Consider the following 14,352-nt stretch of genomic DNA (forward strand, 5'->3'; position numbering starts at 1 on the left):
TCATACTCAGACCCTCACACGGCACTCGCCGTGTGGGGGTCTTTTCATTTCGAACACACTGCGAGCGACGGCTGCCGGTTGCGTTCGAACATTCGGCAACCCTCCTGCCGTTCAAAGTTCATACCTTTATTTGCCGGTAGCCCCTCGTAGGGTGCATGTCATTCACTGACGAATCGGGGTTCGCGGAGTCGGAGACACACCGGATGATGCGGGAGACGGCGCGTGAGGTTGCAAATGGGTACGGCGACGACTACTGGCGGGACGTCGCGGACGGCATGGCGCCGACGGAGTTCTGGGAGGACTGTGCCGACGCTGGGTTCCTCGGTGTCACGGTGCCCGAAGAGTACGGTGGCGAGGGGATGGGCATCCAGGAGTTGACGACCATCGTGGAGGAGTTGGTGGCTCACGGGAGTATGGGTGCGGAGATGCTGTTCGTGGTGAACGTCGTCTTCGGTGCGGTGACGCTGACGAATCACGGGACAGAGACACAGAAGGAGGAACTCCTGGAGCCGCTGGTGGACGGGGACCTGAACTTCTGTATGGCGCTGACGGAGCCGAACGCAGGGCACAACGCGCCGAACCTGGACACGTTTGCCGAAGAGCAAGACGACGGGACCTTCCTGATCGACGGGAGCAAGCAGTGGATCAGTGGGGTCGACAAGGCGGACAAGATGCTGTTGGTGGCGCGCACGACGCCCAAAGACGAGGTCCCCAAGCGGACGCAGGGGATCACGCTGTTCTTGGCGGATCCCCACGACGAGAACGTTGAGCGGAGGGAACTGGACGTGGGGATTCCGACACCGGAAAACCAGTACGAACTCTCTTTCGACGGGTACGAGCTGACGGAGGACGATATCATCGGGACGCGGGACATGGGACTGTACCAGTTGTTCGATACGGTCAATCCCGAGCGGTTGGTCGGCGCGGCGGGCGCGATCGGCGTGGGACGCAACGCGATCGAACGGGCAGTCGAGTACGCGAACGACCGTGTGGTGTTCGACGAGCCCATCGGGGCGCACCAGGCGATCCAGCACCCGCTGGCGGACGCGCACTCGAAGGTCGAGGCGGCCAAGCTCCTGGTCCAGAAGGCATCGTGGCTGATGGACGAGACGTCGGGGACCGAGGACATGAAGAGGACGGCGGAGGTCTCGAACATGGCGAAACTCCGGGCGTCGGAGGCGGGCCACGAGGCGACGGACGTGGCGCTCCAGACTCACGGCGGGAACGGATTCAGCCGGGACTACATGATCGTCGAGATGTGGAAGGGGAGCCGACTCGGCACCGTCGCGCCGGGGTCGTCACAGATGATGCGAAATCACATCGCCGAGCACACGCTGGGGCTCCCACGCTCGTACTGAGATCGCTCGGACTGTCTCGTGCCGTCGCACACGAGACCGCTACGCTTAAACGCGGTTCTCGATTACTACAGACTGCGCCAAGGTGGCAGAGTCTGGCCGAACGCGTCCGCCTGCAGAGCGGATCATCGCCGGTTCAAATCCGGCCCTTGGCTTCTGTGTCGCGAACAGTTCGTGAGCGATCAGAACGACCGTGACACTGCGTCGCGAGCGGCGGAACCGAGTGAGGATCTGGATCACGAGAGACGAACGCAGTGGGTCTCCCTCCGGTCCAAATACGATGCCTGGCTCACGTGTCACGCTGATCGTCCCTGGACCGAAAGCGGTCCGACGCGAACCGGAATTCGGATCGAATCGTCCACCGGTCGTGATATGAACGCACAGGTGAACGTGTGCGCATCCCTTTTGCCGCTCGGGCACGTGAGTGCTTTCCATGGCTGACAGTGACACCCAAACGAGCACCGAGGAGTTCGAGCCGGCGGTCGAGGGCGAGGTCGCGGAGCCGGACTTCGATCACCTCGCGGGGATCGTCACGGACGGGTTGATCGGGGCCGTCGGTGGGTTGGTCGGGACGGCCGCGATGAGCATCGGGCTGTTCGTGGCGTCGTCGCTGGACGCGTTCGACATGTCGTCGTTCGGTATCTTGGCGGACCTGTCCGGGCTAGACGTGATCTTCCCGGCGAACGCGGTCGCGGTCGGCTTCCTCGTCTTTCTGGGTGGCGGGATGGTCACCTGGCCGCTGCTGTTCGCCGCGACGGCCGCCTACCTCCCCGGGGAGCGGTTCGCGACGAAGGGGCTTCCATACGGGTTCGTCCTCTGGACGGGGTTCGTGCTGGCGTTCGCACAGGGTGTCGGCGGCGGGACGTTCACGCTCGCGCTCTACGCTGTGCTGACACTCGTGAGCCACCTCGCGTACGGCTTCAGCCTCGGCGCGGTCTTCGACTACCTCTCGGACCGCCCCGAGACGCTGGTCTGAGCGGACGCCGGGGGAACCCCTAACTCCTCGCCGCCCGAACGCAGTGGCGAATGCACAGGCGACGCCTGCTCGCCCTCCTCGCCGGCAGTGGTGCCGCCGGCTTCGCGGGCTGTAACCGACCGCGAACCGCGGGAACGCCGACCGACGGGAAAGCCGGGGGCCCGACCACGTCGACGCCGCCCGGGTCGAGCGACGGGGGCGTGTACGTCCAGTCGTTCGTCGAGCGGATGGGACGGCTGGGGACGGCGACCGCCGGGCCCTACCGGGTGGCGCTGTTGTACACGGTCCCCCACCGGTTCTGGACGGTGACGAACGATCAGCGATCGCTCGTCCCGAAAGGTAGCGGCGACGGCTACCGTCTCCACCTGATGGCGACGGTCTGGGATCCAGAGACGGGGGTCGCGATCCCGGAGACTGGGCTCTCGCTCGAACTCGAACACGACGGGCGGCTCGTCTCGGAGGAAGTCATCTACCCGATGCTCTCCCAGCGGATGGGTGTCCACTACGGGGGAAACTTCACGCTCCCGGCCGACGGGGGCTACCGCGCACGGATCGACGTGGGTGCGCCCTCGATCCGCCGGACCGGCGCGTTCCGCGGACGCTTCGAGGAGCCGGCGACCGCCGAGATCCCGTTCCGATTCACCGGCCGGGACCGCCGCGAAATCGGCACCCGCGAGACGCCACAGGCTGGTGAACCCGGGGCCGTCGCGCCGATGGACGCCGCGTTCCCGCTTGGCCGGGCCCCCGAAACCGAGGCCATGCCGGGGACGCATCTCGGGACCGCACGGAGCGGCGACGCGGCCTTCGCGGTCGTCCGCCTGGCCGATCCGCCCGCAGGCGTCGCGGGCGACGGGCCGTACCTCGCGGTCTCGGCCCGGACGCCGTACAACCGACTCCTGGTCCCCGCGATGTCGCTGACGGCGTCGGTCGGCGCGTTCGAGGGCGCTCTCGTCCGGACGCTCGACCCCGACCTGGGCTATCACTACGGGGCGACGATCCCCGCGCTCGCCGAGGCCGAGTGGCTCCGTCTTTCGGTCGCGATGCCGCCACAGATCGGCCGTCACGAGGGCTACGAGCGGGCTTTCCTGACCATGCCGCCGATGGAGCTGTCGATCTGAGATGCGCACGACCGTCGTCCTCGCCGGCCTGGTCGCCCTCGCCGTCGTGGGGGCTGGCCTCGTGGTCGCCCACGGGAACCACGCGACGGCGTCCCCGCAGGTGTCGACCGACGGGACCGTCGTCGTCGAGGAGGCCTTCCTCTCGACGGACGGGTATCTCGTCTTGCGGGCCGACGACGGCGGTGAGCCGGGGCGGATCGTCGGCGTTCGGCCGCTCGACCGGGGCCGCCACCGCGGCGTCACCGTCCGGGCCGACGACGCGTTCTGGACGGGGGTTCGCGGAAACGTGACGCTGTGGGCCGTGTTGCACGCGGACGCGGAGGCGGGGAACGACTTCGATCCGGCCGCGGACACCATGCTGACCTGGTTCGGCGGTCCGGCCGGTCAGCGACTCGCAGTCGCGCGGGGTGAGCGCCCAGCCTCGGTCGTCACGCGCGGAGCCGGAGCGCTCGAAAACGGGACGCTCCCGGTCGTCGCGGCGACGCTCCCCGAGGCCGGGTCCCTCGTCGTCCACGCGACGGCGAACGGCACGCTCGGTCGGTCACTCGGATCCCGGGCCCTTCCGGCGGGCCGACACACGGGCGTGCGCGTGTCGGTGAACACCAGCGGGCTCGACGAGCGTGCGGTCGTCGCGGTCGCCGTCCACACCGACGACGGCGACGGCCGGTTCGAACCGGGCGTCGATCCGGTGGTCCGCGTCGCGGGCGAACCGGTCGCCAGTCGATACGAGCGGGTTCCAGAGGGGCGCGACCCGATCCGCGTGAACACGCCGGTACCGACCACCGATTCGGCTGGAGACAGCGAGGCTGCCGACGGGCCGGCCACGACCGACTCGTCCGCGGAAACCTCGGCGGACGGCGCGGGGCCGGGCGCCTGGGGCGTCGCGCTCGCGGTCGCCGTGATCGCCGCGTGGCTGGCGCGTCGCCAGGGTATGTGATCCTGTGTCGTGAATCGGAACGGGCTTTTGTATCGCATACCTACCCTCAGGCGATGAACAGACGTGCTGTCCTCCGGGCGGGGGCCGGACTGGTCGGCGCGGGGGTCGTCGGGGGCTGTCTCCAGACGGAGTCGCGATCCGTCCGGTCGCCGCCGTTGGTCGAGAACCGCCCCGACGCGGTCTACTACCCGACTCACTCCGAGGGGATGGAGATGGTCGGGTCGACGACTGCCGGCGAGTACCGGATCGCCGCGATGTACAGCTACCCACACCGGTTCTGGGAGGTCACGGGGTCGGACACCAACCTGAAGAAACTCGACGGGAGCACGGCGATGCACTTCATGACCGTCGTCTGGGACCCCGAGACGGAGACGGTCCTGCCCAACGCCAGCTTGACCGTCGAACTCACGAAAGAGGGGGCGCTGGCCGACCAGACCAACATGTACGCGATGCTGTCCCAGCCGATGGGGTTGCACTACGGCAACAACGTCGAGGGCGACGGCGACGGCACCTACATCGCCAGCATCGAAGTTGGGTCGGTACCGGAAGGCCGGGTCCGCCGATCCGGTGACTTCCAGGGCCGGTTCACCGAACCGGCTACTGCCGAGATCGAGTTCGAGTACAGCGAGAGCACCCGCGACGACCTCCCCTATCAGGAGTACGACGACGCGGGCAAACGCGCCGCCCTGGAGCCGATGGACATGATGGCACCCAGCGCGACCGTCCCGCCCGAGGGCGAGTTGCCGGGCGAGGTCCACGGGACGGCCACGAGCGGCGACGCTGCGTTCGTCGTCACCGTTCAGGACACGGTGCCCGCGGGCATCGAGGGCGACGGACAGTATCTGTCGGTGTTCGCACACACGCCGTACAACCGGATGGTCCTGCCGTCGATGACGCTGTCCGGGGCGCTGGCCGGCGACTCGTTCGCCCTCGAACCGACACTCGACCCCGACCTGGGGTACCACTACGGTGCGGCCGTCTCCGAGGTGGCCGACGACGACACCCTCTCGATCACGGTCGACACGCCGCCCCAGCTGACCCGCCACGAGGGGTACGAGATGGCCTTCTTGGAGATGTCCCACATGGAGGTGCAACTCTGATGGACCTCGACGAATCGCTGCCCCGCCGGCGATTCATGAAAGCCGCCGTCGCGGTGGGCGGTGCCAGCGCCCTGAGCGCCTGCCTCGGGCGGGCACCGCGGGCCGGTGAACCGGTCCCCGAAGGTGTCTCCGATCCCTCGGAACTGCCCCAGCGTCAGCACGCCTGGAACGATCGCGTGCGCGTGGATGGGGACGGGAACGTCCACCTGCCCCGCCACCAGGCGTTTCTCTACCTGACTCTCGACGGCGACGGGCCGCCCGGCGACGAGGCCCGCGAAACCGTCGAGACGGCGCTGGGAACGCTCGATCGTGCCTACGAGCGGAGCAACGAGGGGCTGATCTACTCGCTCGCGTACTCGCCGTCGTACTTCGATCGCTTCGGCGATCCTCTGCCCGACAGCGTGGACCTGCCCGAACCCCGGCGGCTCTCGGGCTTCGAGAACCCCGAGTTCGACACGCAGGACGCCCTGCTCCACCTTGCCAGCGACCGCGGGGACGTAGTGCTCGAAGTCGAGGAAGCCATGTTCGGCGACCGGAGCGAGGCCAACGGGATCGCCGTCGATGCGACACTGGGCGACGTGCTGATCGTCGACGACCGCCGAACGGGCTTCATCGGCGCGGGGATGCCGGCCGAGCGACAGGCCCAGGGTGGCGAGCCGATCAGCGGCATCCCCGACTCCTTGCCGGTCCCCGACCGGTCGCCGCTGTTCATGGGCTTCGAGGCCGGCTTTTCGGGGAATCAGGCCACCGAGGACTACGTCACGATCCGGGAGGGTCCCTTCGCCGACGGGACGACCAAACACGTCGCCAACCTCCGCCAGCGACTGGGCGACTGGTACGACGAACAGAGCTTCGAGGAGCGGGTCATGGAGATGTTCAGCCCCGGCCACGCCGAGCAGGGCCTCGTCGAGGGCGTCGGTGACAACCTCGGTGCCGACAGCGGCATCGACGCGTTCCTCGATCCGGAGACCATCGAACAGTCCATCGAGGAACACGGCCGGGTCGGCCACGCACAGAAGGCCGCCCGCGCCAACCGTGACGCGGACGGCAACGTCCGCATCCTCCGGCGACACGTCGAGTCGACCGACGACGACCTCGCCAGCCTCCACTTCCCGTCGCTCCAGCGCCGACTCTCCACCTTCGAGGACGTCCGCGAGGCGATGAACGGCGACGACCTCACCGACAACCCGGCGATCCGCCAGCGGGTCAACAACGGTATCCTCGAGTACATCTTCGTCCAGCACCGCGGGAACTTCCTGGTGCCGCCGCGCCGCCACCGCGCGCTCCCGACGCCGCGACCCGCCTGATTCGGTCGTCACGTACCCGCTCTTTCGGGCCGCCTTCGTGCGGAGTGGTAACACTGCCTTCGTGCGGTTTAGGGTCGTCCAGCCCTTATGGAGTAGTAATGCGGAAAGACGAATTCCTGCACCTCCACCAGTTGCTCGCCGTGACACAGCGGACGCTGGCGGCGCGGGGCGTGAGCGAGACGGATGTGGACGCGGTCGCGGAGACGGTGTCGCCGATGGCGGCCCACGCATCGAAGGCGGACCACGAACGGGCCGTGATGGCGCTGGCGTCGACGCTGGCGGCAGCGACGGCCGACGAGTCAGGCGCGGAACAGGACGAGCGTGACCGGGCGCGACAGGCGCCGAAGTGACCGGAACCGGCCGGTAGCGGTCGCGCTGGCGAAAAGTAACGATTAAAGGCCGTCCTCACAAGCTTCGAAGTATGCAACGACGAGCCGCGGCGATATACTTCGTTCTCTTCCTCGCCATCGGGGCGGGGTCGTTCGGCTATATCACCGTCGTCGACGCCCAGAAACCTGCGATCGACGTGCAGGGGCAGGAGCTGACGGCCGACGACACACTCAGAATCGGCGACCGGGTCTACATCGCTTCCGTCTCGGAAGGGAGCGGTGAACTCGCGTGGACCAACCAGTCCGCGCAGGCAACCGCGTCGCTGGAGAACAACTCCACGACTGCCTACAACAACGAGTCGTGGACGGTCCGCATCGAGAACCGCACCGACGTCTCCGAGTTCGATCTCCGCCAGCAACTCGACGCCAGCGGCATCCTCGCCAACGACTCGGCGGTCGAGAACGAGACCGTCACCGTCGACGGCGAACGTCAGGTCGTCTACCGCGAGAACCAGACCCTCGAACCGCTCGACGAGTACCTCCCCGCGCCCGAGACGCGGACCTTCGCCGTCGGTAACACCTTCGAGTACGTCCCCGAAGAAGGCGGCCCGGTCAACGCCAGCGTCACGAACGTGACCACGTCCGCGGTCGAACTCACCTGGACCTCCCCGCAGGAGAACACCGTCTCGCTCTCCGAGGGCGGGAACGTCACCCTCGGCGGGACGCAGTACATCGTCCACTTCCCGAACAACGACACGGCGATCCTCTCGGAGAACGTCGATGGCTACCTCGAAGACGCCGAGCGTCAGGACTACTTCACCGAGCGGAAGAACGGCCTCTGGGGCGTCACCATCGTCAGCTTCAGCGCCGCCGTCATCCTCCTCGGCGCGGCGTACCTCCCGGTCAAGGACTAGTTCCGCCGCTGCGATTTCGTGTTTTCAAGAACGGTTCGCCGCCGATCCGCAGGATTTCGACCGTCGTCTTGCCGTCTCGCCGCGCCTCGATCAGGCCGGGCCCGCGTCCGTCCGCGAGAGCCAGCCCAGCCCCACGCCGACACCGATCGCCAACAGCCCGCCGAGGGCTTTCATGCCACCGACGGCCCCGCCGAGCGTCGTCCAGGGCGTCCCCGCGATGGTTCCCAACCCCGCGAGTACCAGGAACGCCCCCGTCAGCAGTCCCAGCAGTTCCAGTCTGTCACTGAAGCCTATCATATGCCCCCCTTCTCTGTCACCCCCGTAAAGTCCCCGGTCTCGTTTCGATTCGCCAATCGGTCCGAAACACGGGGCGGCAGGGAGTTGACCACGCGCAGACGTGCTCGCTTCGCTGCGCGCGACTGTTCTATTTCAATCCCTCCGGCGGCGTTCACCAGCGGCTCGCGGGTTGCGAGCCGCAGGGTTCACGGGCCGGGAGGGAGTCGAACCGGAGACAGAGGGTCCTGCTCGTCGCTTCGCTCCTGTGCGGGCTGCCACTGGCAGGGCTCAACTCCTTCCTGCCGGTTCACTCACCGCGTCGCTATCGCTCTGCGGTTCATTCCACGGGCCGGGAGGGAGTTGAACCGGAGACAGAGGGTCCTGCTCGTCGCTTCGCTCCTGTGCGGGCTGCCACTGGCAGGGCTCAACTCCTTCCTGCCGGTTCACTCACCGCGTCGCTATCGCTCTGCGGTTCATTCCACGGGCCGGGAGGGAGTTGAACCCCCGACCATCTGGTCACTTCCGAATCCGCCCGGATCGAACGCGCGGACTCGTTAAAAGCCAGACGCTCTGCCTAACTGAGCTACCGGCCCTCGTCTCAAGGTGAGGCGGTCGGGTGGTAAACAGTTTCGATCCACTGTAACCGGGTCAGTCGTCGAGATACGCCTCTAGGGCCTCCCCGACCAGCCGCCCGGGGTCGACGTCCTCCAGCGCGGCCTGCCGGCGGAGTTCGCAGTAGGCGTTCTGGGACAACTCCATCGACATCTCGCCGAGCGTGACACCCTCGGCGGCCAGGGCCTCTTCGACCGTGTGGCCGTCGTTGACAGTGCTGGCGACCGAGCGGATCTGACGGACCGTGAGATCGTGGTCGAGGGCGGCCCACGCGAGCAACGGGCGGGCCTCGCCGGCCACACGGGCGATGTGTTTCGCGGCGGTGGGCGCGATCTCGCCTTTGGCGACGTGGCGACGGATCGACCGGGGGAGGTCGTGGACGCGGGACCACTTCCGGATGAACGCGACGGTGGCGTCGCCGCCGGCGCGCTCCGAGGCGGCCTTGTACGAGCCCTCACCCCGCACCAGGGCGGCACAGGCGGCCGCGCCCCGGAGCATGTAGACGTTGTCGGGGTCGCCGGCGGTGTTCTGCGAGAACTGGCGGACGGTCTCGGCGGCCTCGGCGAGCCTGTCCGGGTCGTCCGGGTCGAACGCTACTGCACGCTCGGCGTGCTCGCCAGTGAGCGTCGGGTCACCTCTGATGACGGGACGGCCCACTGGCGATTCGCGATCCGTGGGTGGTCCCTCCGCGGGCCCGTCAGTCATCGATGCGTGCTAGGGCGACGAATGATAAAAGAGTCCCGTAGGTCGCGGGCCATTCGTCAGTCGTCGGCAGCCTCGCGGCGCTCGCTGGTGTGCTCCCAGACTTCGGCACAGCCACAGCCGTCGTCCAGGTCGTCGAGATGGTCAGTTGGTACGTCCTCTTCCTCCTCCGTGTCGGGGTCTGTCGCGTGTTCGGTCATCGATAATCCAGCTCCTGATCTGGTTCGTACAGCTCCGGCGCAACGTCCGCTGGGGCCTGATCGAGTCCGGCACCGGCCGCACCGTCACTGTCAGTCATCACTCCTCTCTACCTGCCCTACTATCATAAGGCCTCTCGCAACCGTAATCCTCACCCGTACTCCCGTATACCGGCAAAACGTGTCCCCTTTCTCTGACTACGCCGCGTGGTATCGGATCACAGTGTCGACTGCCAGCGGCCACACGGCCGGTCTGCCCCCTCGCCGGCCCGACCCCGGCGAGTATTGTTCGCGCCGGACCACTCAGGTAGGCCGGGCGTCAAGGAGGAGCGAATGACCACCGACGTCCACCAACTCGACGACGGTGCCTGGATCAGCGTCAACGACTCCCGGGAGATCAACGTCTCCGATCTGTGGCTGCTGGCCCGCCACGAGTTCTGTGACTGCGAGATGGCGGACTTCCTCGCGGAGGGCGTCGTCGAAGTCGGCGTCGACTATCCCGACATCGCCGCCCGCTTCGCCGGGCGCTGTATCCAGTGCGGTACGGAGGGCGTCACCGACTGGCTCACCGTCGGCCGCGTCATCGACCCCGACGACGGCCAGTTCTACGGCGTCGTCCCCGAGAGCGTCCACGTGCCACGGAAACGGACGCGACTCGCCCGTCCGGAGTAGCCGGCAACACCGTCCGCTACCGCGAAGAGGTGGGGAGGCTTGTCGGTGAGGAGAACGCTATATGAGTGTAGTACCTGACCCTTTCGTATGCCGAGCAAGGTCGAGAACTGGAAATCGGAGGTGTACGGATCGGAGATCCGCGAGCACCTCATGGAGTTCGCGGCGGAGGGCTGGGACGCGATTCCCGAAGACGAGCACGACGCCTGGTTCGAGCGGTTCAAGTGGTGGGGTCTGTACCACCAGCGGTCGGGTCAGGAGAGCTACTTCATGATGCGTATCGGGACGCCCAACGGTGTGATCGAGCCCGGCCAGCTCGAAGTCATCGGCGAGATCGCAAAGGAGTACGCGACCGGCCCCGTCGACAATCCCGAATTCGGCGACGCGTACTGTGACTGGACGACCCGCCAGTCGATCCAGCTCCACTGGATCAAACTGGAGGACGTGCCGGAAATTTTCGAAAAACTGGAATCTAACGGTCTCTCTACCCAGCAAGCCTGCGGTGACTCCTGGCGGAACATCGTCGGCTGTCCGGTCGCCGGCAAGGACACGCACGAACACATCGACGCCTGGCCCGTCGCGGAGGACCTCCACGAGGAGTTCAAAGGCGACGACGACTACGCCAACCTGCCCCGGAAGTGGAAAGTGTCAGTGACGGGGTGTGACCAGGGCTGTGGTCAGGGCGACATCAACGACCTCGCCTTCGAGCCCGCGAAGAAAGACGGCGAACTCGGCTTCAACGTCCGCGTCGGCGGTGGGCTCTCCCGCAAGGAGCCCCGTTTCGCCCGCGGCATCGACGTGTGGGTGCCCCCGGAGCAGGCCAGCGACGTGGCCGCCGGCATGAGTGCCCTGTTCCGCGAGTACGGCGACCGCGAGGACCGCTTCAACGCCCGCATCAAGTTCCTGATGGACGAGTGGGGCCCCGAGAAGATGCGCCGCGTCCTGCAGGAGGAGTTCGTCGACTTCGAGCTCCCGACGGCCGGCGAGGACATGCGCGACCAGTACACGTACAACGCCGGGCAGAACGACGGCCACGGCGACCACGTCGGCGTCCACGAACAGCCCGACGGCAACTACTACGTCGGCCTGGACGTCCTCGTCGGTCGGATGGGTGCCGACGACACGCTGGAACTGGCCGACCTCGCCGAGGAGTACGGCTCCGGCGAGGTCCGCCTGACCCAGCGACAGAACGTCATCGTCACCGACGTGCCCGAGGACGATCTCGACGCCTTCCTCGACGAGCCCCTGCTCGAGGACTACTCGCCGGACCCCCACCCGTTCATGCGCGGCTCCATCGCCTGTACGGGCTCTGAATTCTGCTCGCTGTCGATCACCGAGACGAAGAACCGCCAGGTCCGGTACGCCCGCTGGCTCAAAGACAACGTCGAGCTGCCCGACGGCGTCGAGGACTTCCACATCCACCTGTCGGGCTGTACGGCCTCCTGTGCCCAGCCCCAGATCGCCGACGTGTCCCTGCGCGGCATGAAGACGCGCAAGGACGGCGAGCCGGTCGAGGCATTCGACATCGGCCTGGGCGGCGGCCTCGGCGAGGACCCGCACTTCGCCGACTGGGTGGAGATGCGTGTCGCTGCCGACGAGGTGCCCGGCTACATCCAGAACCTGCTGGCGGCCTACGAGGCCGAGCGAGAGGAGCGCGTTGTTCCGGAGGAACAACGAGGGCGAGACGGCGAAGCCGTCGAGCGAGAGACCTTCCGGGAGTTCATCGCGGCCCGCGACGAGGACGCCCTGCAGGACCTCGCAGACGCCGAGGAGACCAGCTACGAGGACCCGTACATGCACAACACGAAGATGACGTGGTACCCCTACGCCGACGAGGACGACATGAACGCCTCGCCGGCACCGACGGACGGCACCGGCCAGCCGCTTCCCTCCGACGACTGACGACGGGTTTTCCGCCGGTCGAGCGAACGTTGTCTTCCCGAACCACGTCCGTTCGCGGACGTATGCAGTTCAGACGACGTACGTCTCGAACAGGAGAAAAAAGAGGGGCAAGAGTACCGACGAGGCGAGCCGTGATGCTATCGACAGCGACATCGGGTACAGGCTCACGCTGTCGTAAGTGTCGTACGCGGTCCGGAGTTCCGCGAGTTTCATCTGGAGTGGTTCGATCGCTTCGGGGTCGTCGGCTGCCATGAGCCGCTCGCTGAGGTCGTGGATGCGTTCGCGCGTGTCGTTCAGTTGCTCCTGTTTGATCTCGTTCGCGCGACGGTTGATGTAGACGGTCGGGAACGCGAACGAGCCGACGATCAGTCCGATGTAGATCGCGACGAGAACGTAGATGATCCCGCTCCCGCCGCCGACACGAACGACGTCGAAGGCGAGGGGCAATCCCAGCGCGCCGATCGAGAGCATGGTCGTCGTCCGGATCGCGAAGTAACCGATGGCGCTGAGTCCGCCGAGGCCGTCGGGGTGTAACGGATCGATGCTGAAATCCAACTGACCGATCTCGCGAATACAGAGCGTCGTCGTGGCGGCCATGCGGATGCCGACGGCGGTGATCGCGCCACCCCAGGCGGTAAAGACCAGATAGACGAGGTAGGCGGGATCGGTGTACCCGGGGACTCCGAGCGCCCGGAAATACCCGTCGTTGGCGAGGACCGCGAACAGAATCAGCGCGGTCCAGACGACGGTCGTCGCTCTCGTGTCGGTGAAAAACGCCCTGTACCGGGCGGCGATGGCCCGGATTTCCCGGTTGTCGTCGTGGGGTGTGACCTCCGTGGCTCGCTCGACGAACGTCGAGAGGACGACGGTGTCGTACCGACAGATCAGTACCGTTGCGACCGCGATCATCGCCGACGCGAGCAGTTGACTCCCGAGGAACACCCGCCGAACGTCGAAACCGATGAGCGTCAGAAACACTCCTGTAAGCGCGAACGGAACCAGTCCGACGGTGAGCAGTATCGTCGGCAGTGAGCCGACGGGACTGCGCTCGACGAAGACCCGCGAGAGTCGGGTTACCCAGACTTCGTCCATCTTCTCGTCAGCTTCCATACTCCCGTAACGCACCGGGTCTCGGACAGTTAAACGTTGGAGCGGTATCCCAGACTGAGTACTGGCTCCGGTGCCCGTGGGGAGACCGGATCCCCGAGTGAACCGGTACGGACGGTTGCCTCGCGACGGCCCGAGCAAAAAGGTGGAAGTGCCGGCCCGCCCAACGACGGGGTATGGTAGACCGATTGCTGAAAGTCAACGCCTACACTACCTTCGACCTGCTCGACGGTCGCGTCGAGGGCCACGGCTTCGACGAGGAGGCCCTGGCTGTCCTGAACGTCACCGCTCCACGCCAGGACCCCGACCACGTGAAACTCCAGCTGGAGATGGACAACACGCAACTGGACGCGGTGGAACCCCACGCCGACCACGTCACGCTCTCGGCGGCCGAAGCGCGGGAACTCGCGGCCGAACTCGAAGAGTACGCCGGGAAAGTCGAGGCCGCACAGTCGGAGTGAGTGGGCCGGGGCCGGCCGGAGTCGGCCGAACCGCACTACTATGTAGGGTGAGGCCGAACCACATGCCGTCGATGGACCCCGACGGGAATCCCGCTTCGCGCGAACTCGGCTTCTGTCCGTGCTGTGGCTACCAATCCCTTCCCGAGGACCAGCCGGGGTCCTACGAGGTATGTCCCGTCTGTGACTGGATGGACGACCCGGTCCAGTTCCACAATCCGGCCTACGTGGGGGACACCAACCACGTCTCGCTGTCGGACGCCCGGGAGAACTTCGAGGAACACGGGGCCTGTACGCCCGGGGCCGCACCGGACACCCGTGACCCACGCGACGACGAGCGCCGGGACCCCAACTGGCCCTACGAGGAATGACATCCTCCCCGCTGTGAACGGC

At 66.8% G+C, this 14,352-nt stretch carries 16 protein-coding genes and 2 tRNA genes; 13 read left to right on the top strand and 5 right to left on the bottom strand.

From position 1 onward, the window contains the following. Positions 1-155: 155 nt before the first annotated feature. The 9 genes from EAF64_RS15600 to EAF64_RS15640 all read left to right on the top strand — a co-directional run bounded on the left by EAF64_RS15600 (position 156) and on the right by EAF64_RS15640 (position 8,036). Positions 156-1,358, top strand: coding sequence for an acyl-CoA dehydrogenase family protein (locus EAF64_RS15600; RefSeq protein WP_129069924.1), 1,203 nt, complete (start codon positions 156-158; stop codon positions 1,356-1,358). 76 nt (positions 1,359-1,434) lie between these two features. Then, positions 1,435-1,510, top strand: a tRNA-Cys gene (locus EAF64_RS15605). A gap of 278 nt (positions 1,511-1,788) precedes the next feature. Further along, entirely contained in the window at positions 1,789-2,331 is a 543-nt protein-coding gene (locus tag EAF64_RS15610) for a DUF6789 family protein (protein WP_129069925.1), read from the top strand. Between the two features lie 50 nt (positions 2,332-2,381). Then, positions 2,382-3,449: a DUF7350 domain-containing protein gene (locus EAF64_RS15615; RefSeq protein WP_129069926.1), complete on the top strand. Its 1,068-nt coding sequence runs from the start codon at positions 2,382-2,384 to the stop codon at positions 3,447-3,449. 1 nt (position 3,450) lies between these two features. Next, on the top strand, positions 3,451-4,386 hold the full coding sequence (locus EAF64_RS15620) for a DUF7282 domain-containing protein (protein WP_129069927.1): 936 nt from the start codon (positions 3,451-3,453) through the stop codon (positions 4,384-4,386). Between the two features lie 53 nt (positions 4,387-4,439). Continuing rightward, positions 4,440-5,486, top strand: a complete 1,047-nt coding sequence (locus tag EAF64_RS15625) for a DUF7350 domain-containing protein (RefSeq protein WP_129069928.1) — start codon at positions 4,440-4,442, stop codon at positions 5,484-5,486. Beyond that, a complete protein-coding gene (locus EAF64_RS15630; RefSeq protein ID WP_129069929.1) occupies positions 5,486-6,793 on the top strand; it encodes a DUF7405 family protein in 1,308 nt (435 codons plus the stop codon). Before EAF64_RS15625 ends, EAF64_RS15630 begins: the two co-directional genes overlap by 1 nt. Positions 6,794-6,891: 98 nt before the next feature. Then, the gene (locus tag EAF64_RS15635) at positions 6,892-7,143 is read left to right on the top strand and encodes a UPF0058 family protein (protein WP_129069930.1); all 252 of its coding nucleotides are present in this window, start codon (positions 6,892-6,894) and stop codon (positions 7,141-7,143) included. Positions 7,144-7,214: 71 nt separating this feature from the next. After that, positions 7,215-8,036 (top strand): hypothetical protein, encoded by an 822-nt coding sequence (locus EAF64_RS15640; RefSeq protein WP_129069931.1) that lies wholly within the window; start codon positions 7,215-7,217, stop codon positions 8,034-8,036. Positions 8,037-8,126: 90 nt separating this feature from the next. Here the strand turns inward: EAF64_RS15640 and EAF64_RS15645 are convergent, their stop codons facing one another. From EAF64_RS15645 to EAF64_RS21100, 4 genes are all read right to left on the bottom strand, one after another. Further along, entirely contained in the window at positions 8,127-8,333 is a 207-nt protein-coding gene (locus EAF64_RS15645) for a hypothetical protein (RefSeq protein WP_129069932.1), read from the bottom strand. Between the two features lie 460 nt (positions 8,334-8,793). After that, positions 8,794-8,905, bottom strand: a tRNA-Lys gene (locus tag EAF64_RS15650). 55 nt (positions 8,906-8,960) lie between these two features. After that, positions 8,961-9,629: a DUF7119 family protein gene (locus EAF64_RS15655; protein WP_129069933.1), complete on the bottom strand. Its 669-nt coding sequence runs from the start codon at positions 9,627-9,629 to the stop codon at positions 8,961-8,963. A 56-nt stretch (positions 9,630-9,685) separates the two neighbouring features. Beyond that, positions 9,686-9,826, bottom strand: a complete 141-nt coding sequence (locus EAF64_RS21100) for a hypothetical protein (protein WP_193767721.1) — start codon at positions 9,824-9,826, stop codon at positions 9,686-9,688. 330 nt (positions 9,827-10,156) lie between these two features. On the opposite strand from EAF64_RS21100, the gene EAF64_RS15660 reads away from it, so the two are divergent. Both EAF64_RS15660 and EAF64_RS15665 read left to right on the top strand, forming a co-directional pair. Next, positions 10,157-10,495: a hypothetical protein gene (locus EAF64_RS15660; protein ID WP_129069934.1), complete on the top strand. Its 339-nt coding sequence runs from the start codon at positions 10,157-10,159 to the stop codon at positions 10,493-10,495. Positions 10,496-10,582: 87 nt separating this feature from the next. Beyond that, positions 10,583-12,394: a nitrite/sulfite reductase gene (locus EAF64_RS15665; protein ID WP_129069935.1), complete on the top strand. Its 1,812-nt coding sequence runs from the start codon at positions 10,583-10,585 to the stop codon at positions 12,392-12,394. 69 nt (positions 12,395-12,463) lie between these two features. Here the strand turns inward: EAF64_RS15665 and EAF64_RS15670 are convergent, their stop codons facing one another. Beyond that, entirely contained in the window at positions 12,464-13,504 is a 1,041-nt protein-coding gene (locus tag EAF64_RS15670; RefSeq protein ID WP_129069936.1) for a hypothetical protein, read from the bottom strand. Between the two features lie 173 nt (positions 13,505-13,677). Between EAF64_RS15670 and EAF64_RS15675 the strand changes: the two genes are divergently transcribed. After that, positions 13,678-13,962 (top strand): DUF6360 family protein, encoded by a 285-nt coding sequence (locus tag EAF64_RS15675; protein ID WP_129069937.1) that lies wholly within the window; start codon positions 13,678-13,680, stop codon positions 13,960-13,962. A gap of 62 nt (positions 13,963-14,024) precedes the next feature. Beyond that, entirely contained in the window at positions 14,025-14,330 is a 306-nt protein-coding gene (locus EAF64_RS15680) for a CPCC family cysteine-rich protein (RefSeq protein WP_227739016.1), read from the top strand. Positions 14,331-14,352: the final 22 nt, after the last annotated feature.

It is taken from the genome of Halorientalis pallida, from assembly GCF_004118325.1.
GTDB lineage: Archaea > Halobacteriota > Halobacteria > Halobacteriales > Haloarculaceae > Halorientalis > Halorientalis pallida.